The sequence below is a fragment of the Neobacillus bataviensis genome (assembly GCF_019969725.1).
Genome location: NZ_JAHXYW010000011.1, coordinates 172,258 through 197,967, shown reverse-complemented (window position 1 = coordinate 197,967; position 25,710 = coordinate 172,258). Strand labels below are relative to the sequence as shown.

The window sequence follows — 25,710 nt, the reverse complement described above, 5'->3', positions numbered from 1 at the left end:
TTGATCCTTTTCATTTGCTGGATTGCACCAAGATAGCTTGATATAATAGTGCCTGTTGCCTTGGTGACAGGCACTATTTTAAAATCGGAGGTCTATTGTGGATAATAACGATATATTAATTCGCCTAAGATATGCACTTGAATTGAAAAATAAAGAAATGGCTGAAATATTTAAGCTTGGCGGCGTGGAAGTAACAGTGCCAGAAGTGATAAAGATTCTTACAAAATCAGATGATGATGAACCGGAAAACGACGATCAAATCAAATGTAATAACAGTATGTTCGATTCCTTTTTAAATGGCTTTATTATTTTTAAAAGAGGAAAACAAGAACCCAAACCAGGACAGCCTGAAACACCTTTACCGGTGTCGCCAAAGAGCGTAAACGTTAATAATCTCCTGTTAAAGAAAGTAAAGATAGCTCTATCGTTAACTACTGAGGAAATGCTGGATATATTTGAAAAAGCAGGAATCACAGTGTCAAAAGGAGAACTCGGCGCTTTATTAAGAAAAGAAGGACATAAGAATTATAAAGAGTGCGGTGATAAATTCGCTAGGAATTTCTTAAAGGGTCTAGCTATCAAATACAGGGGATAAAGGCATTAAAGTTATGATACATACTTACGCTGGTAAGACGATACGTTTTGAGATAAAGTACAAAAACCGAACCTCTATAGGTATTATGATAGATAGTTATGGAAATGTGGAAGTCCAGGCTCCAAAAGGGACGCCTGATGAAAGGGTGCTTCAGTTATTAGAGGATAATTGGGATCTCATTCAGCAAAAATTAAAAGAAATGAAGGATAGGCTGCAAGGGCCGCAGCAAAAGATCTATGAGCCTGGGGAGAGCTTTCTTTATTTAGGAAACACCTATCCAATACAGATTTTTCAAGAGAAAAATATTAATGAAGACTATGTGGTGTTTGAGGGTGAAGAGTTACATATATATGTGAAGCAGCTAGAAGATGAGAAAATAAAACACGCATTGAGGCGCTTCTATTATCAGCAGTGCAAGGCCTTGGTAGAGAAGAGTATCTTTTTTTATCAAAGCCACTTCAAAACAAAACCTCGCTCTATTCGTATCACGGATAGTAAAACCACTTGGGGAACCTGTGATTCAAGGCAGCAGTTAACCTTTAATTGGAGGCTGGCAATGGCACCTCAGAAGGTAATCGACTATGTGGTCGTGCACGAAATGTGTCACATGGTCCATCTGAATCACGACCGCTCCTTCTGGCGCCTTGTTGGAAAGATCATGCCTGATTACAAGGAACAAGAAAACTGGCTGACTTTATCAAACTGGAAAATGACGGTTTAGGAGACAGGGATAAGGGCCATACCCCTTCAATCTGCCACTCCGGCTAACGGTTTCAAACTGAAGTAGTCCAAGGCCTGATTAACAGTATGGATATTAAATATTTTTTTCTCGAGGCAAAATTGAATGACTAAATCAAATGTTTCACTGTCAGACAAAGAGAAACCGGCTGAACTTAACAGTTTATCGGTTTCTTTTTTATTTAGTTCAAGAGCCAGCGCCAAAGCGATCGTGGTATTTTTCCCTGGCCGATATTCGGGGTTCGAGCGAATTTTGGAGAAATGCCTGCGGTCAATTCCTGCCTTTTTATAGACTTCAGAGTCACTAGCTCCTTTTTTATCAATAAGGGTGAACAATGTCTGATTAAAGGTTGGCTTACGCTTAATTTTAATAAAATCTTCAATCTCGCTATTTTGTAGATCCTCAGAAAAAATAATTCCTTCTATATGACTTTCCGTTTTAAAAATCAATATGTTTAAGTGAGCTACAACATATTCCTGCAATTCTATTAAAAGCTTCTTATCTAGCATAACTTCCCCTCCAAAAATGTCGCCTGTGAAGCGACCAAATAATGGATGAACTCAAATAATATTATAGTATAAACAAATGGAAAGGATGATAGAAATGAACAAGAATTTAACAGAGATTATTTTCCTGTTGGATCGAAGCGGGTCGATGAGTGGTCTTGAAAGTGATACGATTGGCGGGTTTAATGCTTTTATTGAAAAACAGAGACAATTGGCAAGCGAAACCATCGTGACGACTGTGCTTTTCGATGATCAGTATGAAATTTTATGGAATGGCATTGAAGCCCAAAACGCCAGATTAACGGATAAGGAATATTATGTTAGAGGCTGTACCGCACTGCTGGATGCAGTTGGGAAGACAATTTTGGATGTAGGGTATCGATTATCCAGCACAAGCGAGGATAAAAGACCTGGTCAAGTCATTTTTGTCATCACAACTGACGGGATGGAAAATGCCAGCCGCGAATACACCTATAAAAAAGTGAAAGAGTTAATCCAGCACCAACAGGAGAAATATAACTGGGAGTTCATTTTCCTTGGTGCCAACATTGACGCGGAGAAAGAGGCGGAAAGTCTTGGAATTGACCTGGAAAATGCTTTTAGCTTTGAGGCCTCAGAAAAAGGTGTCGAAGTAATGTACGATGTGGTATGTAAAGCAGTATCTGAAATGAGACAATGAAAAAGTAAACAAATGCCCTATTACATAAAAAGTAGTAGGGCTTTTAATTTAACAATATTATTCAAAATTTATTTTGTATTCAAATCAATATTTTTAAAACCTCTTAAAATATAGCAGCGACAATGGTGCGGCATGCCCTTGTTATATTTATTCACTAAAGAGAATTTATATTCCAATAATTTATACTTTTTAAATGATTAATAACTATGCTATATTAGTAATGGAATTTCAATATATTCTGCTAAAAAGAATTATCAAAAAATATAGGGGTGAATTAAATGAAGAAATTGGGTTTATTAAGCTTGTTTCTGATTCTATCAATCTTTATTGCTGCTTGTGGAAGCAGTGATACAGCAGGTGGGAAAGAAGAAAAAGGCAGCAGCAAAGTATATAAAGTTGGTGTCGATACGACCTATCCTCCGTTTGAATTTAAAGAAGGTAACGAATATAAAGGAATTGATATTGATTTAATCAATGCGATTGCGAAAAACCAAGGCTTTAAAATTGAACTTTCCCCAATGGATTTTGGCGGAATTATTCCAGCTATGCAAGCGAATCAATTGGATGTTGCTATTGCTGGTATGAGTATTACGGATGAAAGAAAGAAAGTAGTTGATTTCTCAACACCGTATTTTGATGCAGGACTGACAGTAATTGTAAAAGAAGATAATTCAACTATTAAATCTGTTGATGACCTAAAAGGCAAAACTGTTGCAGTTAAAAAAGGAACAACTGGTGCGAAATATGCACAGGATAATGCAGCTAAGCTAGGAATCAATGTTGTTCAATTTAACGACAGCCCGGCAATGTTCCAAGAAGTATCAAACGGAAATGCTGATGCACTTATTGAAGATTATCCAGTAATCTCTTATGCTATTGCCCAAAAAGACCTTGGCTTAAAAATCGTTGGTGACCGCTTAAATGGAGACCAATATGGAATTGCCGTATTAAAAGGTCAAAACCAAGATCTTTTGAAAAAAATTGATAAAGGTCTTGCTGAGCTAAAAAAGGATGGAACTTACGATAAAATCATTAAAACTTACCTTGGTGAATAATAGATAAGCCAAACTTAATGCGCGCGAACCTGCGCGCTTTCTTTTTGAAAGGGGATGATAAGGATGGATATAATTTCAGCAGCATTGCCTATGTTATTAAAAGGGCTTCAAGTAACCCTCTATATATTTGTCATAGCTATTATTCTAGGTTTTTTAATTGGTTTGGTCGTAGCCTTATTACGATTAGCCCCAATAAAGATTTTGAACTGGATTGCAAAGATATATGTTGATGCGATTCGCGGAACGCCATTTATTGTTCAATTGTTCTTTATTTATTTCGGTGTCAATTCCCTTCATATAGTGTCATTGAATAGTACAACAGCAGGGATTATCACGGTTGCTATCAATGCAGGGGCTTATTTTGCTGAGATCATTCGCGCTGGAATTCAGTCAATTGATAAGGGGCAAACGGAAGCCGCAAGATCGATTGGTTTCACGGCATCCCAAACCATGCGGTATGTCGTGCTTCCTCAGGCTTTTAGAAGAATGCTTCCTACCATTACGAACCAGTCTATTATTAGCTTAAAGGATACGTCTCTTTTATCTGTTATCGGCATAGCCGATTTAACACAGCAAGGACAAATTCAGGCATCGGCTACCTTTGAAGCGTTTAAAATTTGGCTGGCAGTCGGTGTGATTTACTTTATTATTATCTATTTATTAACCATTCTTGCTAATTTCATCGAAAGGAGGATTCAGCTTCGATGAGTATTATCACTGTTAAAAACTTAAGAAAATCGTTTGGAAAAGTAGAGGTTTTAAAAGATATTAATGCCACAGTCCAAGAAAAAGAGGTAGTTTGTGTAATCGGCCCTTCCGGTTCGGGGAAAAGTACCTTCCTCCGCTGTTTAAATCGCCTTGAAGAGATTTCAGGCGGCGAGGTGGTTATTAACGGACATGATATCACCGATTCGAAAATCAATATTAATAAAGTTAGGCAAGAGGTTGGGATGGTTTTCCAGCAGTTCAATCTTTTCCCGCATAAATCGGTGTTAGAAAATATCACGATGGGTCCAATTAAAATCCTCGGCACAGTGAAAGCAGAAGCGGAAAAAATAGCCCTTGAGTTATTAAGTAAGGTTGGCCTGCGTGAAAAGGCCAACAGCTATCCGGGAGAACTTTCCGGGGGACAAAAACAACGTGTTGCTATCGCAAGAGCACTTGCTATGAATCCGAAAATCATGCTATTTGATGAACCAACCTCTGCACTAGACCCAGAAATGGTTGGAGATGTTTTGGAGGTCATGAAACAGCTCGCAAAAGAAGGAATGACCATGGTGGTTGTTACCCATGAGATGGGCTTTGCCAGAGAGGTTGGCGATCGAGTTATTTTCATGGATGGGGGATATATTGTAGAAGAAAATATACCAAATGAACTATTTAGTAACCCTCAGCATGAGCGTACCAAGGCATTTTTAAGTAAGGTGCTTTAAGGTTGAATAATTGAATATTTTCAAAAAAACCCAGTCATTTGACTGGGTTTTAGTTTTAATTAGAGTGCTTTAGCATATGATTGAATATCTATTCGTTTTTGGAGGATGGTTATGAAGTCTTACAGCTTTCTGTGGCCGTTGATTGCAGCGTCATTTCCCTACATATTATTTGAGGCTTTTCATCAAGGCATACTAAAGGATGAATTTTTCCGGGTGCCGAGGGGGCATTTTTATATCGTCAGTTTCGTATCCCTTATGGCAAGTATTATCTCAATTGCTGTTGGGATTGCTGGTGTGAGAATTCGCAATATAAAAGTTAGTTTTCTGTCACTTTCTTTCTTCTCTCTTGGGGTTATGTTTTCGATTCATGGACTGGCAACTCCGGATTTCTTTCTCGATGCCTACCATTTGCCAGCCATTGCAGCCCAATTAAGCGTGTTATTAGCAACGGTTTGGATATGGTTGTCCTCACTGCCTTCGGACAACCCTCTAGTAACTTTTTTAGCAAAACGGCAGCGATGGCTGCTTCCATTATGGACGCCAGTTTTAGTCGTCTTTTCGATCATTGGGTTCCTGAATCCTCATCTTACTCATGCTATTCCATTACATGTAATGCCGTTAAATATGATTTTGACGATTGTCATTCTGTTATTAAACGGCGCGGCAGCTTATCGCTATTATCAATCCTATTTATTTACACGATTTCCGTTACAATTATCGATTGTATATAGTTCCGGCTGGTTCATGGCCTCGCAGCTTATTATGGTAAGAGGGACGGAATGGAACCTAAGCTGGTGGATTTATCATTTCTTATTACTCGCTTCGATGATTGTTATGATTACCGGACTCATCAAACAGTATGGTGTGAAGGGGACTCTGGCGGAATCGATTCGCTCCCTCTATACAACCGACCCTTTCGAACGAGTGATGAACAGTATTGGACAAAGTGTCAAAGCCTTAGTGAATGCGACTGAAAAAAAGGATCTTTATACAGTAGGCCATACCTTCAGGGTTACCTTGTATGCGTTACAGCTTGCAGAAGAACTTGGATTGAAACCGGAACAGCTGCGCACGGTTGTACAGGGGGGGCTTGTTCATGATGTCGGAAAAATTAGTGTCCCCGATGCGATTTTAAATAAACCTGGGAAGCTAGAGCCGGACGAAAGAGCTATTATCGAAAAGCACCCTGTAGATGGCTACGAGATTTGCAGGGAACTTGGCTTTATGATGGAGGAGCTGGGAGTTATCCGCTCCCACCATGAAAAATGGGATGGCAGCGGTTATCCAGACCAATTAAAAGGCGAAGACATCCCCTTGTTTGCTAGGATTATGGCTGTTGCTGATGTTTATGATGCTCTCACGTCAGAACGTTCTTACCGTAAAGCGTGGCCGCATTCGGAAGCGATAAAATTTTTAATCGAAAACAAGGGCACCCATTTTGATCCGATTTGTGTAGAAGCCTGGGAAAAGCTTTGTTTGCGAAGTCCATCTGTTTATCAATATCCAGCGCAGGTAATCAAGGATGAATTGGCTATCCGCCAGATTTCTTCATTATAAATAAAAACGGCATGACTCCGAACAATAGGAATCATGCCGTTTTTTCTTTGGGAAGGGGCAGTATTGCTAATTCATTGAAATATGTACAACATAGGAGTAAGGTGAAAACGAACCACACTTTATTTTTTTTATTACAGTGGCGAAGGCCTTACAAATTAAAAATAGGTGAGCGTTTATTATGAAAGAACATTATTACGATAAGCTGCTAAACATAAAAACGGGAGGATACCAAAAGGACGTCCATAAATCGTTACATTATCATCGGTATGAGCCGACCCCCTATAGTGCACTCGAAGAGCTGTTTCGTCTATATGAATTGGAAAGCTGTGACCATATTGTTGACTTTGGCTGCGGGAAAGGCAGATTGAATTTTTTTATTCATTATTTTTTCCATTCTTCGGTTGTCGGGGTGGAAATGAACGAACTTCTTTTTAAAGAAGCAGTAGGAAATAGAAAAAGTTATGGAAAAAAACATAAAGGTTCGGAGCATATTCACTTTGTTTGCTGCCTGGCAGAAGAGTATCAGATTGGGCCGCTGGAAAACCGATTTTATTTTTTTAATCCGTTTTCGATTCAAGTTTTTAGAACGATTGTTAATAATATATTGCGGTCAGTAGAAGAGAAAGAACGGGGTATCGATTTGGTTTTATATTATCCATCGGAAGATTATATTTATTTTTTAGAAAACCAAACGGCCTTTGAAATGATCATGGAAATCAAATTGCCTCATGTTTATGAACATAATCCAAATGAGAGATTTTTAATCTATCGATTGGAATATTAAAAAGCCCCTTTGGAATGGGGGCTTTTGGCATTAATTAGCACTTAAATTAGATGTTGTTTTGTCTGTCTGTGAAGTTATGCTTTTGTACTTTCCTGTAAAAATGGTATAGCCCATCGCAACGTAAGTTAGTCCCCAAAAGAAGGCAAACCAGTCGCCGAGGAACGGTATTCCTAACGACAGCAGCATTAAAGCAAAAATCACGATATACCAGCGCGGAAAGACTTTGGCACGGAAGGTGACAATCATTAGGAGGAGTGTGCCAAGTAATAGTCCAGGATAGGTGAGCGATTCCGCGATATTAACGAACGTTCCTGGTTTCGGTAAATGTCCATAGGCGAAGAAGCCATAAAAGCCGCTTGCTAATATGATATTGCCGACTGAAAGAAGGATGGCCGCAATAAAACCCAAAACTCCTGTTTGCCGTGATTGTGATAAAAATAGATTAATTGAACTAATCCCCATTAATAAACTAGCTATTAAGGCAAAGGTTATTTCGTGTTTACTGTCCCCGCCAAAAATCAGTCCTGCCGGTGTCATCCCTATTCTTGCGATTCCTGCCAAAATACAAATCAATCCTAGCCACTTAACTACTTTTTCTAACGCCATTTTTCCCAGCTCCCTTTTGTTCCTTATTTACAAGTTAATCTTATCAAGCGGCTATTCCTATTTTCGAGAGGAGTCTATACCTAAAAGCATCGGGAACTTTTATAGGTATAATCGGGATACAACCTATACAATTAGGGTCAGCAGTTGCTATAATTTTCCTATATGTTAAAAGGGGAAGGTAGAAGAATGGTGCGAAAAAGGAAGGATCTTAAATTACGGCTCTTGCAATCATTCGTTTTCCTGTTTAGCGTTTTAACGATTGTTTTTTTTCTAAATAACATTCCCCATTATTACGAAATACTTCGTTCGGAGTGTGTATTAGACACATGCAGTTCGCTGGCACCTGCGCCGCCGACAACGTTAAAGAAGTTAGCAGTCTATCACTTAACACCGGACACCTACTCCTTATGGTTTGTCATCATAGAAAGTACTTTAGCCTTACTTTTTTACCTTGCCGCTTTGATTATTTTTTTAAAAAATAAGCGTGATGGGATGGGGCTTCTCGCCGTTATTGCCTTTGTGGCCTATGGGACGACGTTCACTTCACTCGTTTATATAGGGTCAGAGGGGGGCGTTATGGCTTGGGCTCCTGAGACAATTGCGGCAATCGGAAGAATGTCCTTATTTCTCTTTTTGCTGCTGTTTCCAAATGGCAGGCTTGTCCCGCGCTGGACTCTCTTTGTGTTTGTCCCGTTTTGCGTCATCCAATTTATAAGTTTACTAATGCCAGGTTCGAGATTTGAGCTGTTGAAGTGGCCGGATACAGCGAGACTTCTTTACTATTTGCTTATGATTAGTGTCACGATTTTTTCGCAGATTTTTCGCTATCGAAGAGTATCGGGGTCAGTAGAGCAGCAGCAAACCAAATGGGTCGTTTACGGGGTAGCCATTTCTTTCATTGGATCAATTATTCTCAGTGGTTTTTTTGTTTACCCCATGTCTGCTGAAAACCCTGTTTCCTATATTTATTTAAGCGCTTTGTTGTATGCGGTTGTGGCGATTATTCCGTTAACCTTGGGGCTGGCAATCTTAAGGCGCCGTTTGTGGGATATCGATCCACTTGTAAACCGCACTATTTTATACGGGGTATTGTCCTTATCTATTATTCTCCTATACACCGGCTTAGTCATGTATTTAAGCAGTTTGTTTAAAACAGAAGGAAGTTTTATCATTTCGCTTATTTCTACAGCGGTTGTTGCAGTTCTTTTTTCTCCCTTAAAAGATCGGCTGCAGCGGATTTTGAATCGGCTGATGAAAGGAAGACATGATGATCCTTATTCAGTCCTCAAGGAATTAGGCGATCAACTCAGTCAACCGCTAGCACCGGAAGAGGTTCTTCAAGTAGTAGCGGAGACAGTCAAAGGTGCTCTAAGGCTCCCTTTTGTCGGCATTTCTATTCGGATGAACGGCGAAGAAAAATTGGCTGCCTCCTCGGGTGGCACCATCCATGATGAACATTATTTTTTTATTGTTCATGGGGGTGAGGAATTGGGGATTCTGACAGTTTCCAGCCGCTCGCATAAAGAAGTCTTCACGGCAGAGGATTTAAGGCTGTTGGATGTCATGCTTCGACAGACTGGACCAATACTTCAAACCGTAAAAATGACGTGGGGAATGCAGACACTTGCGTCTGATTTACAGGTATCCCGAGAAAGATTGGTGCTTGCACGTGAGGAAGAGCGTTTGCAAATAAGGAGAAATCTGCATGACGACCTTGCCCCGAAACTACTTTCTTTATCCTTTAATGTGGCAGCGGCTGAGCAGTATGTGAAAAAGAATCCAGATAAAACTCTAGAATTACTGGGCGATCTAAGAAATGTTATAAGGACGACTGTAACTGAAATCCGCACAATGGTTCACGATTTACGGCCCCCGACTTTAGATGAATTTGGTTTAATTGGTTCCATTCAAGCTAGAATCGATGAAATGAAAAAATCGTCGGTTCCATTGATGGTGAGTTTCAGTGTCCCTGACCAAATGCCTTTGTTGCCGGCTGCTGTTGAGGTTGCAGCTTACCGAATCATTACAGAAGCTTTGGTCAATGTGGTTAAGCATGCCAGGGCAGCCAGATGCTCAGTGTTGATTAGAGTGATTTCAGAAAAAGACTTGGAGATTGCAGTAATCGATGATGGGATTGGACTCCCTTCCCACATTAAACCGTCGGGCAGCGGCGGGATCGGATTGAAATCGATTTGGGAGCGGACTTCCGAGCTCGGGGGTCATTGTTCTATTGAAAAAATAGATACAGGCGGGACGCGGGTTAAAGCCCTGCTTCCATTTTTACAAGGGGAGGAAATAACGTGAAAATTTTATTGGCGGATGATCACCCATTATTTCGCAGCGGGGTCCGGAATCTTATTCAAACAACAGAAGATTTGGTAGTGATTGGAGAGGCAGCGACTGGTGATGAGGCAGTCGAAATGGCTTTGAAGCTTAAGCCTGATGTGATAGTCATGGATATTCGCATGCCCGGTTTAAACGGGATCGAGGCGACGCGGGTCATTAAAGAAAAACTGCCAGATATGAAAATATTAATTGTCACAATGCTGAAGAATGATAAGTCGGTATTCACGGCAATGAAGATGGGGGCCAGGGGCTATTGTTTAAAGGATGCGGGCGAAATGGAGCTCATGCAGGCGATTCGGATGGTGGGAAATGGCGGTGCCGTATTTAGTGCAGATATTGCGGAGCGGATGATGAACTATTTTTCTATGCCGGAGAAAAAAGAGGTTTTGAATCCCGCGCTTAGCGAGTTAACCGGAAGGGAGATCGAGGTACTAGAGCAGATTGCACAGGGCCATACCAACACCCATATTGCTGCGCGGCTGCATTTAAGCACAAAAACCGTGGCAAATCATATTTCCAACATCCTCAACAAACTACAAGTGGCGGATCGGCACGAAGCAAAGAGGCTCTACAATGTATCAATGAAATCAGTGGACTCTCAAGATGGGGGTGATGAGTTTTAGGGGTGAATAGGGAATGAAAAGTATTTATGTAATTAGGCATTGTGAGGCAAAGGGACAACAACGGGAAGCACGTTTAACGGCAAAAGGGGTGCAACAGGCAGAGACATTAGCGGGATTCCTTTCAAATATGGATATTGACCGAATCATATCGAGCCCATTTGTTCGGGCCATTGAATCGATACAGCCTGTGGCAGAGCGGAAAGATAAGAAACTTGAACTCGATGATCGGTTATCTGAAAAGATATTGAGCACCCGAAATTTACCTGATTGGCTTGAAAAACTTAGGGAGGCCTTTGATGACCTAGATTTAAAATTTGATGACGGAGAATCAAGCAGGGATGCAATGAACCGTGTGACAAGCGTGGTTGAGGAAATTAGGCAAAGTGATGTGGAAAATACTCTTATTGTGACACATGGGAATTTAATGGCGTTACTTCTAAAGAAATTCCAGCCCGATTTTGGGTTTGAGGATTGGCGGAATTTAAGTAACCCAGACGTGTTTCTTTTGCAGTTTTTGGACAATAATGAAGTGAAAGTTGAACGATTATGGGTGTCAGATACCGTATAGGGAGAAATGCGATGGATATAAGTAATCGGATTGATACGCTTGATTATTTGCGAGGCTTTGCCCTTATGGGTATTATCCTCGTCAATATTATTCCTTTGCTTTCGGTAACGCCGCCGGAACCTACTTCACTGGATGTCTCGTATTGGAGACTTCTCTATTTGTTTGTGGAGGGCCGTTTTTACACCATCTTTACTTTTTTGTTTGGAGTTGGATTTTATCTTTTTATTAGCAGGGCCAATGCGAAAGGAAAAAATGGCTATGTATTGTTTATGCGAAGGATCCTCGCATTGTTTATTTTTGGCTTAATCCATGTCCAGTTTCAACAGGGGGAAGCTTTATCCATTTATGCTATTTGCGGCCTTTTTATTTTACCTTTTTATAAAGCTAATAAAATCGTTAACCTTGTGTTCGGAACCGTCATGCTAATTGTATTAAGCATTTTTTCGAACAAAATCTTCATGGTTGTTCCACTTATGCTATTAGGAATCGCTGCCGGTCAGTTTCAGGTGTTTGAAAGGATTGCTCATCGATTGAAAGGAATTGTTATTTTTACAAGTATTATGGCTGTCTTAAGTGGAATGGGATTGATTTATCAGTATCAGCATTTGTCGGTAATGACGGCTCCAAATAACCTCGAGGTGCAAAGGTTCTACAATATTGGAATTACAATCGGTCCCATTGTCTCAGCTTTTTATATTGGGGTATTCATTTTGTTATTGCAAATTCCAATTGTGCGAAAGGTTCTCTCTCCCTTAAAAAGCTATGGTAGGATGGCGCTGACGAACTATGTTTCGCAAACAGCCCTAATTTTGCTAGCAGGGGAGGCCCTTAATTTATTTAACCGAATCACTTATGTTCAGTCCCTTTTTCTGTGTATGGCCATTTATATTATCCAGCTGATTTTCAGCACTTTATGGCTCCGTTTTTTTCGATTCGGCCCGCTCGAGTGGATTTGGCGGATGGTGACATATCTTCAAGTACCCCCAATACGAATAAAAGAAAGAGGCTAGTTTCATTTTTAATAGAAACCGCCTCATTTTTTTTCTTGCAGTAATGGAAAAGCAATTTTGACTACAGTCCCTTTATCGACTTCACTTCCATATTCTATTGACCCATTCAGTTCACGGATGATTTTATTGGTAACCATACTGCCTAGGCCAGTGCCTTTTGACTTCGTTGTGTAAAAGGGGAGGCCGATCATCTTTAACTGTTCAGGTGTCATCCCCTTTCCGTTGTCCTTAATTCTAATCTCAACCATGTTTTTGAGAGGATCTGCATTTAAATTGATATGAACGGTACCTTTTTTAGATATAGACTCTATCCCATTTTTTATCACATTCATGAGGGCTTGCTTTAAATGGTGTTCATCTCCTTGCACATAAAATTTTTCATTACTTTCATAGTCAAGGATGACATTTGAATAGGAAGCAAGAGGCCTCATTAATTGGACACAGTCACTTATGACATCATTTAGGGAAATAATTGCTAGATGGAAGGGTTCCGGCTTTGCCAGTTTTAAATAATTTGTAATAATGCTGTTGGTCCGGTCCAATTCTTCCATAATTAAAGGGGAGAATTTTTTTAATTGTTCATCCTTCGTATCTGTACTTAAATATTGGATAAATCCTCTGACTGTTGAAAGCGGATTTCTAATTTCATGTGCAATGGATGCCGTCAATTGTCCAATCATGGTTAATTTGTCGAGATAAACCATCTCCTCGAACTGCTTGTTTATTTTTATCAAGTGTTCAATCACATAAATTAAGGCAACGGTAGTTAAATAAAAGGCAATAAAGTAAACAAGATAAAAAGCTAAGTCTAATAAGTGGACGGTAAAATAAAGAATCGTGATATATACAATAAAATAACAAAGGATGACCAGGGACCCTGCGGAAACTTTCGACTTTGCTTTAAGAAAAATGCTTCTAAGTAAAATGGCACTTACGAGGGAGGCAATATTTACAATGATTCCAATGATATGGAATTTCCCTCCGATGATATACCGAAAAATGCATGCAAAAAAAAGAACTATGCTCCCTGGAACCCATCCCCCATATAGAGTGAGAATGATAATTGCACACATTCTTAAATCAAAATGGGTTTCCCCTAAAGTTTCAATAGGATAAAACATACAAAAAAGGGCACCAAACGAACCGATAAAACCATAAATGATTTGCTGCTTAAAGGTAAGAGGAATCTTCGTTTGAAACGGAAAAAACAGGTTTGCATTAAAAGTAAAAGAAAATAAAATCGTGATGTTCACTAATAGTGGTTTGATTAAATTAAGCAAGAAATATCCTCCATGTTATTAATAGACACATTTCCCAATCTTATCCTTTCCCGTAACAATAATAAATTTCCCTAATAGAAGACAAAAATGAAAAAATGTCCGCCTGCAGTGGACAAAACTGGTTAAATGTCTTTTTGTGGTGCCTGACACCACATTCAAAAATTTCTCTTTTCTTTATCGTATAATTCTGTAAAATGGATATGATGAGTGAGAATAATTGATTGTTTGGGGAGATCTCTATGTCGAAGAGTTTTCAGATATTTGGCGAAGCAAATGATTCTGTCATCTATAATCCTGATGAGTTAATCGATCTTTTTCTTGATTGTACAGTCGATGGAATTTGTTTAGTCGATATGGATAATCGTTTTATTCGTATTAACCGGATGTATACCAAAATATTTGGTTATACGGAGGAAGATATCATTGGGAAGAGATTTACTGAATTCCCTAATCCTGACATAGTAATCGAAATAATAGAAGCCGTCAAGCAAGGTAAAGCTTATTATAATACGGTAACTCAGCGTTTCCATAAAGATGGAACCGTTCTTGATATCGCTGTATCCTATTCACCTTTTCGGAATTCAAATGGAGATATAATCGCGATAATGGCCATTTACCGTGATATAACAGAGCACCTGAATACTGAAAGGGAATTAAAAAGAACACGGGAGCTATATGAACTAATTACTGAAAACACCTCTGATATGATCAAGGTTTATACAAAAGATAAAAAGATTCTATATGCTTCACCATCTCACGAGAAAGGGATTGGGTATACTCCAGAGCAATTAGTTGGTCGAAATGTCTATGATATTATCTTTCCTGAGGATAAAGAATATTTTGAAACCGTAGTTCAAAACTTAATCGATACTGGAGAACCACAGCTGTTTCAAATTAGGATTAAAACCGCTGATAACGATGTAATCTATTCGGAAACTAATATTTCACCAATTTATAACGAGCAAAAAGAAATTGATTCATTTGTGGCAGTTGGAAGAAACATAACAGACAGGGTAAAAAACGACGATGCTCTTCGTAATTTAGACCGACTATCAATCATTGGCCAGCTGGCTGCAGGTGTGGCACACGAAATTCGCAATCCTTTAACCTCATTAAAGGGCTTTTCAAAACTATTGAAAAGTACGAGTGAGAAGGGTAAGCAAGATAACTACTTATCTATTATTATGAACGAACTAGACCGAATTGATATGATTGTAAATGAGTTTATGTCCTTAGCAAAACCGCAGGCCATTCAATTTGAAAAGGAAAATTTAATAGGGATTTTAGATAGTACGATTAATGTTCTGCACCCGCAAGCGTTATTACATAATGTTCAATTCAAAAAAGCATATCCGTTGGATGATATTGAGTTACTTTGCAGTCCGCACCAATTAAAGCAAGTATTTGTCAATTTCCTAAAGAATGCTATTGAGTCGATGCCAAACGGAGGAAATGTACATATTGGTATCCAAAAAGTGGAGGACAAAAGGGTACTTGTTAGTTTTAGGGATGAAGGTATAGGGATCGATACAGAGCTCATGGGTTTTCTAGGAACTCCATTTTATACCACAAAGGATAAAGGAATCGGCCTTGGTCTAACCGTCAGCAACAAAATTATACAGGAACATAACGGTATAATGAAAATCGAAAGCCTCCCAGGTGTTGGCACTATAGTTAAAGTAGAATTAGAGTGTATATAATAAAGGGTGTCAGGCACCGCCCTTGGACAAATGTCCATCTGCGGTGCCTGACACCTTATTTAGTGTACCTATTCGCATAGCTGGAGGCAACGAAGGCGTCCGGCTTGATTTTTGGTTCGACTCCCATAGATTCGATTCGCGTGACCATTTCTTTTACAAATTCACTGGTCTTATTGCGTTTGCCGGCACCGATGTCGATATGACCTTCTATTGTAAATGTAGCCCCTTGATAAAGATAGGGGAGGACAATGCTAATCAATTCATTTTTTCTATCTTCCGTGAACATGGACACAATCTCTTCTGTTAACGAAAGCTCGAGGGAAATCCTCTCATGTAAATGCGTCATTTTCCTTGGAACAATCACTTTTCTAATGCACGCCCATACGCCATGTCCCTCATTTTGAATCACGATGCCAGTTATAAATATGGTCGTGGACCTATGAACTTGTGAATCTGTGCCGACCATTAAACGGTAGTTCCCATTTGGATTTATCTTCATGAACTCGACAATCCGTTCAAAGACCTGTTCAAACGACATCCCATTCTCCTGAAGATTTTGAAACGAATGATGATAAGCTTGGGATTTTTTCATTTAAAGCACCACATCTTTCCCTTCCAATCAGAAAGTTTTGTTTCGGTTCTTATTCCTATCATATGGGAAGGAATTTATAGTCGTGCAGCCTGACACCATTAAATCAAAGAATTTGCGATTTGATTTCGTTGATTTGTTCGATGTGCCTCTGTTCATGTAAATAGATAAGTTCAATCCATTGAATAAGGGGGAGTTCGCCAAATAGAGGATGTTTTGCTGATTTATCACGCAAAATGGAATCGCTTTCAATCTTGTTTAAAACATTTAGCAGCATCGTTCTCGATTCCTTAAGCATATTGAGGATGTGGTGAATTTCAAAGGGTTCTTCACCAGGTATGATGAAGCTTGGTGCGTCTACTTTCTTTGTACGATCAGAGATGCGACCGATTGATTTTGGTTCGACCTTGGGGCTGTCCTTTTGTTTCAGGGCATAATTAATCCCATGTACAAATGATTTTTCTGCCAAATAAAGGTGGTGGCATACTTGAGCCACGCTCCACGTGTCACTTCGTAAAACAGTATTCAATTCTTCAAAACTTAATGTAGTAATTTCATCTAATAATTGCTTCCTCGTTTCTACCAGGTTTCCAAAAATGATTTGATTCATAAACAATCTCCCTTCAAATGATTAAATGTCCATATAGATTCCCTACTGTTTATATTCGCCTGCTTTGAAAATATTCCTTTTAAAGTGGTGTCAGGCACCATTTGTGGACATTTGTGTGTATACGGTGGACATGGTATTTCTTATTAATGGCCGTGATGATTGTATATTTATATATGTCCTTGTGCCTAAAAATTTTCCTTATTTGTACAGGGAATTAGTAGGATGCTATATTTTGGAATTATTAATATAATAACATTTGTAATAAAAATACATATTTGGTTATAAAAATACATTTATGGGGGTTAATCATGAAGAAAAACACTAAGAAAAAAGCTGCTGCCAGTGTTTTGGCTGTTAGTTTAATTTCAATGGTTCCGTGGTCAACAGGTTTTGCTGAAGGCCCAAAATGGACAAACGTCAATACATACGAAGAACAGGATGGCAGCAAGTTTAATAGTGAGAACTATGATTTTGTGAAGTTCTCACAAATTGGCACAAAATTAAATGAAATTGCAAAACAATCTAATAGAATGAAAGTTGAAGTCCGTGGAAAGTCAGCGGATGGGCATCCACTATATGTTGTCACGATTGCCGATCCAACTACACAGGGTAAGTTTGGCAAAATCCAAGCTCTAAGAAAGCAGATGTTTAAAAATCCAGGGAAGGCCCAGGATTGGATTGCGGCAAATCCAGACTTTAAAGTTCCTATTATGATTAATGGCTCCATTCATGGGACTGAATTTGTAGGAAGCGATGCGGTTCTGCAATTAATAGAACGTTTTGCCACACAAAATGACCAGGAAACAAAGGGAATTTTAGAAAATAATATTCTCATTTTTAATGTTGTGCAAAACCCTGATGGACGTGTTAATGCCACTCGTTTTAATGGTGAAGGTATCGACTTGAACCGTGACTTTATCACACAGTCACAGCCTGAAACGAGGGAAACCGTGGGGCTTATTAAAGAATGGAATCCGATGGTATTCCTAGATACCCATGGTTATGTAAAGAATTACGCACCCAACCATCAAGGATTAATTGAACCTTGTACACCACCGCATAATCCAAACTATGAGTATGACCTATATAACAAGTGGGCTTATCAGCAGGCTGAGGCAATGGAAGCCAATATCATGGCAGATAAAACAGAATTTACAGGCGATCTTTATAAGAACATGGAAGGTGTTTACGTTCCACAACGTGATGATCAGGCAGGTTGGGATGATTATCCGCCAATCTTTACACCAATGTATGCAATGTACCATGGTGCTTATGGTCATACGCTAGAGGCGCCAACAAATGACCTGGACGGTGTCCGCTGGCAGTATAATGCCATTATGGGTGCTCTAAAGTTTGCTACCGCAAATAAACAAGCAATGATTACGGACCAAATCGAAATGTTTAAACGCGGCATCAATTTTGACCATCCTTTCCATCCAGATGGATTCTTCCCGAAAGCTTATATCCTGCCTGTTGATGAAAAAGACCCTACAGTAACAGATAAAGCTGTTAATCACTTACTAAACAACGATATCGAAGTGGTCCAAGCTGCAAAAGCATTTGATGCTGATGGAAAAACTTATCCTAAAGGAACGTATATTGTAAAAATGGATCAAGCGAAAGCTGGGTTGGCCAATACAATGCTTTGGGATGGGGAAGACATTACGGACGATACACCAGCCATGTATGATATCTCGGCATGGAGCCTGCCAGAACTTTGGGGCTTTGAAGCGCTGCCAACACAAAATTCAGTAGATGTAACAACAACCAAAGTAAATCAGGTGACAGAACAAGGTGCTGTTATCGGTAAAGGCCCATATCTAATTCCGAATAGTTCCGTAAAAGCTGTTAATCTAGTAAATACATTGCTTCAACTAGGTGTTGCCGTAAAGCGAGACCAACAGGGAAATTTCTACACAGAAGCCACTGCAAATCAAATCTCTGCCGCTGTGAAAGCGTCAGGTTTACAGGTGGGATCAACAGCTAATATTCCTGCGGATGCAGCCGCACTTACGAATTTAAAAGTGGCCATTTTGAAAGACGGCGGGATGGGGAAACAACAATCCCACAGCGGAACAAAGCTTGCTTTAAAACGACTTGGCTTCCAGGTGACAGAGGTCACACCGGTTGAAGTTGCAGAAAATGGCTTGAATGGCTTCGATGTTTTTGTATATAGCGGTACAGAGAGTCTAATTTCTACGAACCTATCAGCAGCGAACAAAGAATTTGGTTTCCAAAATGCCGGCCAACTAGATTCCTTTAAAGCTAATCTTAATAATTTTATGAATGCAGAGGGTAAGTACATTGCGGTTGGTGCAGGTGCTTCAAGTGCAACGTACAAGCTCGGCCTTACCGATGACACGATTAACTCTGGCGGTTCTAACTCTAACGGAATTGTAAAAGTGAACTATGAAGGTTCCGGTTTAACCGCTGGTTACAAGCAAACTGACCTTGGTTTCGTATATCGTCCAGTTTGGTTTACAGGAACCGATAATGATGAGGTTGTAGCAACACTAGCAAACTCTGACGATTTCTTTATGGCAGGACACTGGAAAAACAATAGTGCTGCAAAAGGACAGGCAATAATGGTAAAAGAGAAAAATAAAGACGTTACCTTGATTGGTTTAGAAGCCGGCTTCCGTGATCACACCGATTACCTATTCCGCCTGTTATCAAATGCAATTTTTGAAAAATAAAACATTATCGTTTAAAAAAAGCCCGGTTCAGCTGAGAACCGGGTTTTTACTTTTTGATATGATAAAAAGGTTGACCGCAAAAGGCCAACCACCCAATCAATTATTACTTTATTGTTAAGGTTACAGAGTTAAAGTTATTTCCTTTGCTAAGTGGATTGTAATTTTTCTCAATGTTTCCGGCCGCATCAACCGCAAACCAATTGATAGTAGTGGTTTTATCAACCTTCAACGTTTCCGCATCTTCACGGATTCCACTTAACTTGATTTTTTCGGATTCAAAAGTTGGACGGCTGCCGTCGAGTGTATAGTAAATAGTTGCTGCCTCACTCGTTTCAAAGCTGACCTCAACCGGACCGGAGAATTTACCATTACCAGGCACGGCTTTTGAGGAAGGCGGCTGGTGATCCTTCGAATTATTGTAAGCCACTTTTATCATGCCTATTAAACCGTTGGCAAATTCCATGGCTTCTTCATGGCCTTCTGAAAATGCAGGCTGGAATCCTACTGCTTCCCATCTTTGCTTATCTTTATTCCATAAATCTGCTCCGACTTCAAAATCCCAGGCATAAATGCCTTTTGCATACCATAGGTAGTCGGCAGAGTTGCCTGCTGCAGAGTATAGAACATCTGGTACTGGACCTGTACGGCTTGGAAGAATGACTGTGCCCCTGTGGTCCTGAATATCGTTAAGGATGGTATCTGAGGCTGCCCAATAGAAGGCTTCTTCACCTGCAGTCGGACGCGGCAGCGTTGTACGATTTGCATCATAAGCACCTGGTGACCACATAAAATACCCGCCATAGCTATGAATATTCATTGCGAATTTGATATTTGAAAACTTATCAGCGAGCCAGACAATATTTTTAGCTTCTGGTTCGGAGTTTTCTGCTGTTCCGGCATAAGTGCCGCTTCGGCATTGTGATGTTGATGCGCCAATAAACCCATCAAAAGCAGATCCGATTGAGTGGTTACGGTTTAGGTCAACGCCCCAAGAATTTCGGTAACCTGGGTCAGACTCGGTTGGACCGCAATAATTGGTCAAATTTTTTCGCTGCATATTGTAATCATAGAAGCTGTAATTAGCTCCGTCAGGATTTACGGTTGGTACAAGGAAAATATCCAGGTTATCAACGAGTTGCTTCGTTTCTCCATCATGGGCATAATTTCGGAGCAGACGTTCAGCCGTTTCAATTGTCACGAGAGGTGTTACCCATTCACGGGCGTGCTCCTGCGCATACCCAAGGACACCTGGCTTTGAACCATCACGGTGTTTTCCAATCCGGATTGCTTTCACTGTAAAAGGATCACGGGAAACGCTAGCAGGAGCTTTTAATCCGTCAGTTAACGTTCCGGTTTGCGGAGAAACCGTTTCTGCACCAGCATTACCGCGATATGTAGTGGCGGATACGAGTTCTTTGGCATCAGAATTAAGGGCATCCACTACTTGTTTTGCCGTACTTGTAACCTTAGCGGAAGAATCTGTAGCCAAATCCACTAAAATCTTTTTACCGTCTATTGTTACTTTCAAAGGAGAATTGCTGGTTTCAGGATTTCGGAACTCTACTGAAATATCATTTCCGCCTTCATGGCCCCATGCTTTTGAAGTTACCACAACAGAGGTGCCATTGGTGCTGCCTAATGTTACCTGTGCCAGGCGGCGGTATCCGTTTGTTTTATTCGGCATATCAATGATTTCTACTAAATCAGGAAATTCTTTTGCTAACTTATTGGCCCGCTCATAGAGTTCTGCAGGTGCCATATAATGGTCGACAAAATCTTTAACATAGTATTTCTTTGGACTTCCAGGCTTGTCTACACCTAGCCACTCGGTAACGGAGCTCAAAGCGGATCCGCCAAGATTGCTTGTGATTTTTACAGATGATGGAATGGAGCTGACGGGTATTTCAAGCCAATGGTACATATATTCACCTAAGTCAACAAACCTTTCAAGGGTTGCTGATTTTTCAACTCCATTTTCTGTCCAGGTGGCAGTAAGGGCAGTACTTGCTGCAGCACCGGCACTTGTTTTTGCTTCAACGTATAGGAAGGTTTCAGATTGATTCGTGTAATGGTTTGCCCGGAGAATTTTAACAGAATCTTCAGCAGCTGTCAGATTCACCTCCTGCTGTACAGCAGTCTGTCTCTCTGCTGTTCTAGCCTTCCATTCCTTTTCTGTGATTAAGGTGTCCTTTACCTTGATTCCAAAGGTTTTTAACATGGCAAGCTCAGTGGGTGTAACAACGGCGTCTACTTCTAAAATTCCACTGTGTTCGCTGGCCCTGTGTGCAAGGTCAATTCCAAGTTCTAGCAGCTTGTCCTTTGCTTTTTGATTAGGGACCTCCAGCTGAACAACAGAGACAGATTCCTCCTTTGGCAGAGGCTGAACGGGCAGCCCGCTCGCCTGGGTCTTCGTGGTGAGACCAGGATATAGAGTCGTGAATCCTAGTCCGGTGATAGCGGACATGACCATTAGATTTCGTTTCCATTTCTTTTTAACCAAATACTTGCACCCCCAAAAATTTTCTCATCAAATTTTAATGATACATGCCTATTGTAAATTCAATATTCTGTATATTTTGTCGGAAATTTAGAATAAAAAAGTATATTCGTTTTACAAAAATTTCAGAAATCGAAATATTTATAATAATTCTAGAATAGTATTTTTATAGGGATAAATCCCTATTACAAAAGTTTTATAAGGATTAGGAGTTTTATGGGGATATTAATGTTTGTAGAACAAGGGTCTATATTTTTAAATATCTTAAACAGTGATTAATTATGGGACTTGTTATTTTTTATGTAGATTCTTGTAGAATATTACAATATTTTTGGAAGCTATTTATTGAATAAAGTGAGGATCATTTTTATGGTGAATCGAAAATATGATGGAAAGAGGAGGTGTATTCATTGAATAAACCGCTGGTACATATTTTAAGAATTTTTTTGGGCTCCGTTTTTCTAATAGCCGGAATCAATGGCTATTTCGTAATCCTTGGGCTGGAGCCTTTTATTGAAACCAGCCCGCAAGCAATGGAATTATTTCAGTTTCAGTACCTCTTGATTTTTGAAAAGTCATTAGAAATTATCTGTGCAGTACTACTCCTTTCAAACCGATATGTTCCGCTGGCGCTTGCACTACTATCGCCAATTCTAGCAAACATTTTCTTGCTTCATTTATTTAAAGATCACTCGCTATTGGCTTTGGCAGCAGTCTTAGTCTTTGTTCATGGTGCCTTGTTATTTTATTATCGAAGGAACTATGTAAGTCTCTTTGAAAAAAAATTACGGCCTTGATAAATGGAACTTGAAATATCATTAATAGGGTGCTCCGCCTAAAGGGTAGAGTAATTTTTTTTTTTGAATGGCATCACAATATTTACCTTTAGTTACAAAAACAATTAAATGCCTATCAATCTTTATGCCTTTTCAACATTAGATATAGAAACGAGATTTTTTTGGATAGGGATGGATGGAAATGGCGAAGAGAAACCGGGGAAAAACAATCAGCTACCTGCCTTCAAACGGCCGGGGGACATGCCCATTGTGCGGGAGAACAAGAATAAAACTTCTGTACCCACACACAACAGAAACAAACGAAAAAATCAAAGTCTGTAAAAACTGCCGTGAAAAAAAATATTAAACGGTCTTATGGTGTCAGGCACCGCTCGTGGACAAATTTCTCCATTTGTCCTCTGTGGATGGACATTAGGTACCTGACACCGATTTTCTTTTACTTTGTAGTTTGTTTGATTGTTCCATCATTGTTATATTAATTTAAAGAATAGAATTGGAAGAAGATTCATATGAGGGGGACTGTTTGTGTTCGATGATTATGCATACGGGTTATCGGATAACGATTTAAAATGGGTCATAGATTCAGTGGATTGGAAGGCAAAGGTGCACTCTATTAGTCTGCTAAAAGGAGGAACGTCTTCTGGTGTATACGGCCTATCAATTCAGGGTGAACAAGGAGTCTCAGAGCTCGTTTTACGGTTATTCGACAATGAAGAATGGGTATTTGCAGAGCCAGATTTGGCCCTACATGAAGCAGAGAGTCTGCAAAGAGCAGCACCAACGGGCATTCAGACACCAAAAATCGTTGCATATGATATAACTGGGACTTCCTGTCAAGTGCCAGCCGTGCTGATGACGAGGCTCCCGGGCATTGTAGACCTAAGTCCGGCAAACATGAATCTATGGCTGGACGGTCTTGCTGAAACATTAGTTCAGATACACTCCGTGGACGCAGAAGACTTTCCATGGTCCTACAACCCCTACGTTGATATAAACTCCTTGGATATCCCCACTTGGACAAGCTGTCCATACTTCTGGAAAAAGGCTATTAATCGAATGAGAGGACCTCGTCCCTACACTAAGCAGTGCTTCATCCATCGAGATTATCATCCGGCTAATGTTTTGTGGGAAGGGAATGAAGTCAGCGGGGTAGTCGATTGGGTAAATGCCTGCCGGGGTCCTGCTGGGATTGATGTTGGCCACTGCCGGTTGAATCTAGCTCTTTTATATGGCACTCACATTGCGGACTCATTCTTAGCAGCATATCAAAGGCACGCAGGTTCCACAGGCTTCAACTATGATCCCTATTGGGACATCCTGTCCTTAATTGAAATACTCCCGGGACCACCACAAGTTTATTCCGGCTGGACAGCATTTGGAATCACAGGATTAACCGACGAAATGATGATTCAACGCGCGGACCAATACATACATAGCCTGCTGGCAGACTAAGTTTTGAAGTGTCCATCCCACGCGGACAAAAACGTGAAAATGTCTTTTAATGGTGCCTGACACCATCAATGACACCATCAACAATTTAAAAAAGTGGTCTAACTATTCTACATAGGTTAGATCACTTTTTCGTTTAGTAAGCCGTTGATGACGGATATTTTGTTTCTGCCATGTTGTTTGGATTGGAGCATGAGTTCATCGGCAAGGATATAGCCTTTTTCCATCGAGATGTGTTCGTTTACTTTATAGTAGTAAAGTCCAAATGAAGCGGTATAGGAGATAAAAAGCTGTTCTCCGTTATATTCAACTGCGACGGAATTGTTAGCAATCCCCCCAAGCATTGTATTTATCAAAGTCAACGTTTCATCGAAATTTCTTCTTCTGATGCAGAGAGTGAACTCCTCGCCGCCGCTTCGAAACAGAAAATCATCACCATCCAGATAGCTTTTTAAGGTTGCAGCAAAGTGCTGAATGACCTTATCGCCCACCGCATGATTGTAGCTGTCATTAATGCCTTTAAATTTATCAATTTCAGCCACTACAATTCCAATACTTTCACCCGTCTGATTGAGCTCAGCCATTTTTTTATCCATAAAGGTCCGATTAAATACCCCGGTCAAAAAGTCCGTATAGGCCATTTGCTCGAATTGATCCCGTTCAACCTTGTTTTGTATACTCTGGGATTTAGAGTAAAAGTAACGGCTAACGATGTAATTTAAAATAAATACGATAATTAACATTTCCCAGCTTTTATTTTGGAGAAAAATGAGCAGCATACCATTCGAAACGGCCACCTTCCCATAGTCGAGGAAGCTAATCCCTCTAAAAATAAAATTGATTCCCTCTTTGAAGGATTTTAATTCTCCCAATATTACAAAAACAACCACCATAAAAGTACCTGAAAGATAGGAGGAAATGCAGACTAAGAGAAACATCAGGATCCAAAAGCCAAAGGGGACGGTTTGAAAACCTCCTATAAAATGCTGGAACAGGAAATAGGCAATTGAGTTCGTGATGACAAAGCAGCCAATGTTATAAAAAGTATCCGATAATTCACTAGGATCCGCCGTTTTGGTCCATTTTCGATAAGAATAAACGGTAAAACGAAAAAGCGTTTCAAATATTAGCAAACCTATTGGGCCAGCGAACAAGACCATGGATAAGTCATAGTTAATGCCATATTCAATATTTTACTGCCATTTTTATAAAATACCCGAAGGCGAAAATACAGAACAGAGAAAAACCAGAAAATAATCAGGGCTTTTATAAAATAGGAATTAATGTTCAGAATTTCAGATGCTCCAAAAGCTATGGCCAATGAAATGAAAAATAACGATAAGTCGTATACCCTAGCTTTCAGCATAATCGTTCAAGTCCTCTCACCAAATGTTATCAAAAATATAGCACTAGAATTATTGTCTGAAAGCTTATTTTTGAGCAAAATAAACCTATAATACCATTGTACAAAATTTCAGACTTATACGAACTACTTTTTTGGTGAATTTATAGTAATAATATTGTTTCATAGAGCTCGTTCTGCTATCAATGCTCGCCCATTAAGGATAGTTTGATGTTAGAACAGCAATGC

Annotated in this window: 23 protein-coding genes; 16 read left to right on the top strand and 7 right to left on the bottom strand. The window is 39.8% G+C overall.

Going from position 1 to position 25,710, the window contains the following annotated elements:
• The first annotated feature begins 97 nt into the window (after positions 1–97).
• Together LC455_RS23535 and LC455_RS23530 are read left to right on the top strand one after the other, a co-directional pair.
• The gene (locus LC455_RS23535; protein WP_223594549.1) at positions 98–595 is read left to right on the top strand and encodes a DUF1456 family protein; all 498 of its coding nucleotides are present in this window, start codon (positions 98–100) and stop codon (positions 593–595) included.
• A 13-nt stretch (positions 596–608) separates the two neighbouring features.
• A complete protein-coding gene (locus LC455_RS23530) occupies positions 609–1,316 on the top strand; it encodes a M48 family metallopeptidase (protein ID WP_223594548.1) in 708 nt (235 codons plus the stop codon).
• A 26-nt stretch (positions 1,317–1,342) separates the two neighbouring features.
• On the opposite strand, the gene LC455_RS23525 is transcribed toward LC455_RS23530, so the two are convergent.
• On the bottom strand, positions 1,343–1,843 hold the full coding sequence (locus tag LC455_RS23525) for a hypothetical protein (protein WP_223594547.1): 501 nt from the start codon (positions 1,841–1,843) through the stop codon (positions 1,343–1,345).
• 94 nt (positions 1,844–1,937) lie between these two features.
• On the opposite strand from LC455_RS23525, the gene LC455_RS23520 reads away from it, so the two are divergent.
• From LC455_RS23520 to LC455_RS23495, 6 genes are all read left to right on the top strand, one after another.
• Positions 1,938–2,519, top strand: coding sequence for a vWA domain-containing protein (locus LC455_RS23520; protein ID WP_223594546.1), 582 nt, complete (start codon positions 1,938–1,940; stop codon positions 2,517–2,519).
• A 278-nt stretch (positions 2,520–2,797) separates the two neighbouring features.
• Positions 2,798–3,574, top strand: a complete 777-nt coding sequence (locus LC455_RS23515) for a transporter substrate-binding domain-containing protein (protein ID WP_223594545.1) — start codon at positions 2,798–2,800, stop codon at positions 3,572–3,574.
• A 63-nt stretch (positions 3,575–3,637) separates the two neighbouring features.
• Positions 3,638–4,282, top strand: a complete 645-nt coding sequence (locus tag LC455_RS23510; protein WP_223594544.1) for an amino acid ABC transporter permease — start codon at positions 3,638–3,640, stop codon at positions 4,280–4,282.
• Complete coding sequence (locus LC455_RS23505; protein WP_263297880.1) at positions 4,279–5,007, top strand: amino acid ABC transporter ATP-binding protein; 729 nt, start codon at positions 4,279–4,281, stop codon at positions 5,005–5,007. The genes LC455_RS23510 and LC455_RS23505 overlap by 4 nt, the downstream gene beginning before the upstream one ends.
• Positions 5,008–5,118: 111 nt before the next feature.
• The gene (locus LC455_RS23500) at positions 5,119–6,564 is read left to right on the top strand and encodes an HD-GYP domain-containing protein (protein ID WP_223594543.1); all 1,446 of its coding nucleotides are present in this window, start codon (positions 5,119–5,121) and stop codon (positions 6,562–6,564) included.
• A gap of 178 nt (positions 6,565–6,742) precedes the next feature.
• Positions 6,743–7,348: a methyltransferase gene (locus LC455_RS23495; RefSeq protein WP_223594541.1), complete on the top strand. Its 606-nt coding sequence runs from the start codon at positions 6,743–6,745 to the stop codon at positions 7,346–7,348.
• 30 nt (positions 7,349–7,378) lie between these two features.
• On the opposite strand, the gene LC455_RS23490 is transcribed toward LC455_RS23495, so the two are convergent.
• Positions 7,379–7,954: a hypothetical protein gene (locus tag LC455_RS23490; protein ID WP_223594540.1), complete on the bottom strand. Its 576-nt coding sequence runs from the start codon at positions 7,952–7,954 to the stop codon at positions 7,379–7,381.
• A gap of 186 nt (positions 7,955–8,140) precedes the next feature.
• Between LC455_RS23490 and LC455_RS23485 the strand changes: the two genes are divergently transcribed.
• Genes LC455_RS23485 through LC455_RS23470 form a run of 4 tightly spaced genes read left to right on the top strand, consistent with a single transcriptional unit; the run spans position 8,141 to position 12,501 of the window.
• The gene (locus LC455_RS23485) at positions 8,141–10,258 is read left to right on the top strand and encodes a GAF domain-containing sensor histidine kinase (RefSeq protein WP_223594538.1); all 2,118 of its coding nucleotides are present in this window, start codon (positions 8,141–8,143) and stop codon (positions 10,256–10,258) included.
• A complete protein-coding gene (locus tag LC455_RS23480; protein ID WP_223594536.1) occupies positions 10,255–10,923 on the top strand; it encodes a response regulator in 669 nt (222 codons plus the stop codon). Before LC455_RS23485 ends, LC455_RS23480 begins: the two co-directional genes overlap by 4 nt.
• Positions 10,924–10,936: 13 nt before the next feature.
• Positions 10,937–11,491: a histidine phosphatase family protein gene (locus LC455_RS23475; RefSeq protein WP_223594535.1), complete on the top strand. Its 555-nt coding sequence runs from the start codon at positions 10,937–10,939 to the stop codon at positions 11,489–11,491.
• A complete protein-coding gene (locus LC455_RS23470; protein WP_440446420.1) occupies positions 11,488–12,501 on the top strand; it encodes a DUF418 domain-containing protein in 1,014 nt (337 codons plus the stop codon). The genes LC455_RS23475 and LC455_RS23470 overlap by 4 nt, the downstream gene beginning before the upstream one ends.
• A 23-nt stretch (positions 12,502–12,524) precedes the next feature.
• Here the strand turns inward: LC455_RS23470 and LC455_RS23465 are convergent, their stop codons facing one another.
• The gene (locus LC455_RS23465) at positions 12,525–13,781 is read right to left on the bottom strand and encodes an ATP-binding protein (RefSeq protein WP_223594533.1); all 1,257 of its coding nucleotides are present in this window, start codon (positions 13,779–13,781) and stop codon (positions 12,525–12,527) included.
• Positions 13,782–14,020: 239 nt separating this feature from the next.
• On the opposite strand from LC455_RS23465, the gene LC455_RS23460 reads away from it, so the two are divergent.
• Positions 14,021–15,481: a PAS domain-containing sensor histidine kinase gene (locus tag LC455_RS23460; protein ID WP_223594532.1), complete on the top strand. Its 1,461-nt coding sequence runs from the start codon at positions 14,021–14,023 to the stop codon at positions 15,479–15,481.
• A 55-nt stretch (positions 15,482–15,536) separates the two neighbouring features.
• Here LC455_RS23460 and LC455_RS23455 read toward each other — a convergent pair whose 3' ends face one another.
• Positions 15,537–16,073, bottom strand: coding sequence for a ribonuclease H-like YkuK family protein (locus tag LC455_RS23455; RefSeq protein WP_223594531.1), 537 nt, complete (start codon positions 16,071–16,073; stop codon positions 15,537–15,539).
• A 103-nt stretch (positions 16,074–16,176) separates the two neighbouring features.
• Positions 16,177–16,680 (bottom strand): DinB family protein, encoded by a 504-nt coding sequence (locus LC455_RS23450; protein WP_223594530.1) that lies wholly within the window; start codon positions 16,678–16,680, stop codon positions 16,177–16,179.
• A gap of 308 nt (positions 16,681–16,988) precedes the next feature.
• Here LC455_RS23450 and LC455_RS23445 point away from each other — a divergent pair, with 308 nt between their 5' ends.
• A complete protein-coding gene (locus tag LC455_RS23445; RefSeq protein ID WP_223594529.1) occupies positions 16,989–19,376 on the top strand; it encodes a M14 family zinc carboxypeptidase in 2,388 nt (795 codons plus the stop codon).
• A 103-nt stretch (positions 19,377–19,479) separates the two neighbouring features.
• On the opposite strand, the gene LC455_RS23440 is transcribed toward LC455_RS23445, so the two are convergent.
• Entirely contained in the window at positions 19,480–21,876 is a 2,397-nt protein-coding gene (locus tag LC455_RS23440) for a M14 family metallopeptidase (protein WP_223594528.1), read from the bottom strand.
• A 407-nt stretch (positions 21,877–22,283) separates the two neighbouring features.
• Here LC455_RS23440 and LC455_RS23435 point away from each other — a divergent pair, with 407 nt between their 5' ends.
• Together LC455_RS23435 and LC455_RS23430 are read left to right on the top strand one after the other, a co-directional pair.
• A complete protein-coding gene (locus LC455_RS23435; protein ID WP_223594527.1) occupies positions 22,284–22,670 on the top strand; it encodes a DoxX family membrane protein in 387 nt (128 codons plus the stop codon).
• 525 nt (positions 22,671–23,195) lie between these two features.
• Positions 23,196–24,122, top strand: a complete 927-nt coding sequence (locus tag LC455_RS23430; protein WP_223594525.1) for a phosphotransferase family protein — start codon at positions 23,196–23,198, stop codon at positions 24,120–24,122.
• A 116-nt stretch (positions 24,123–24,238) separates the two neighbouring features.
• On the opposite strand, the gene LC455_RS23425 is transcribed toward LC455_RS23430, so the two are convergent.
• The gene (locus tag LC455_RS23425; RefSeq protein ID WP_223594523.1) at positions 24,239–25,252 is read right to left on the bottom strand and encodes a GGDEF domain-containing protein; all 1,014 of its coding nucleotides are present in this window, start codon (positions 25,250–25,252) and stop codon (positions 24,239–24,241) included.
• Between the last annotated feature and the right edge of the window lie 458 nt (positions 25,253–25,710).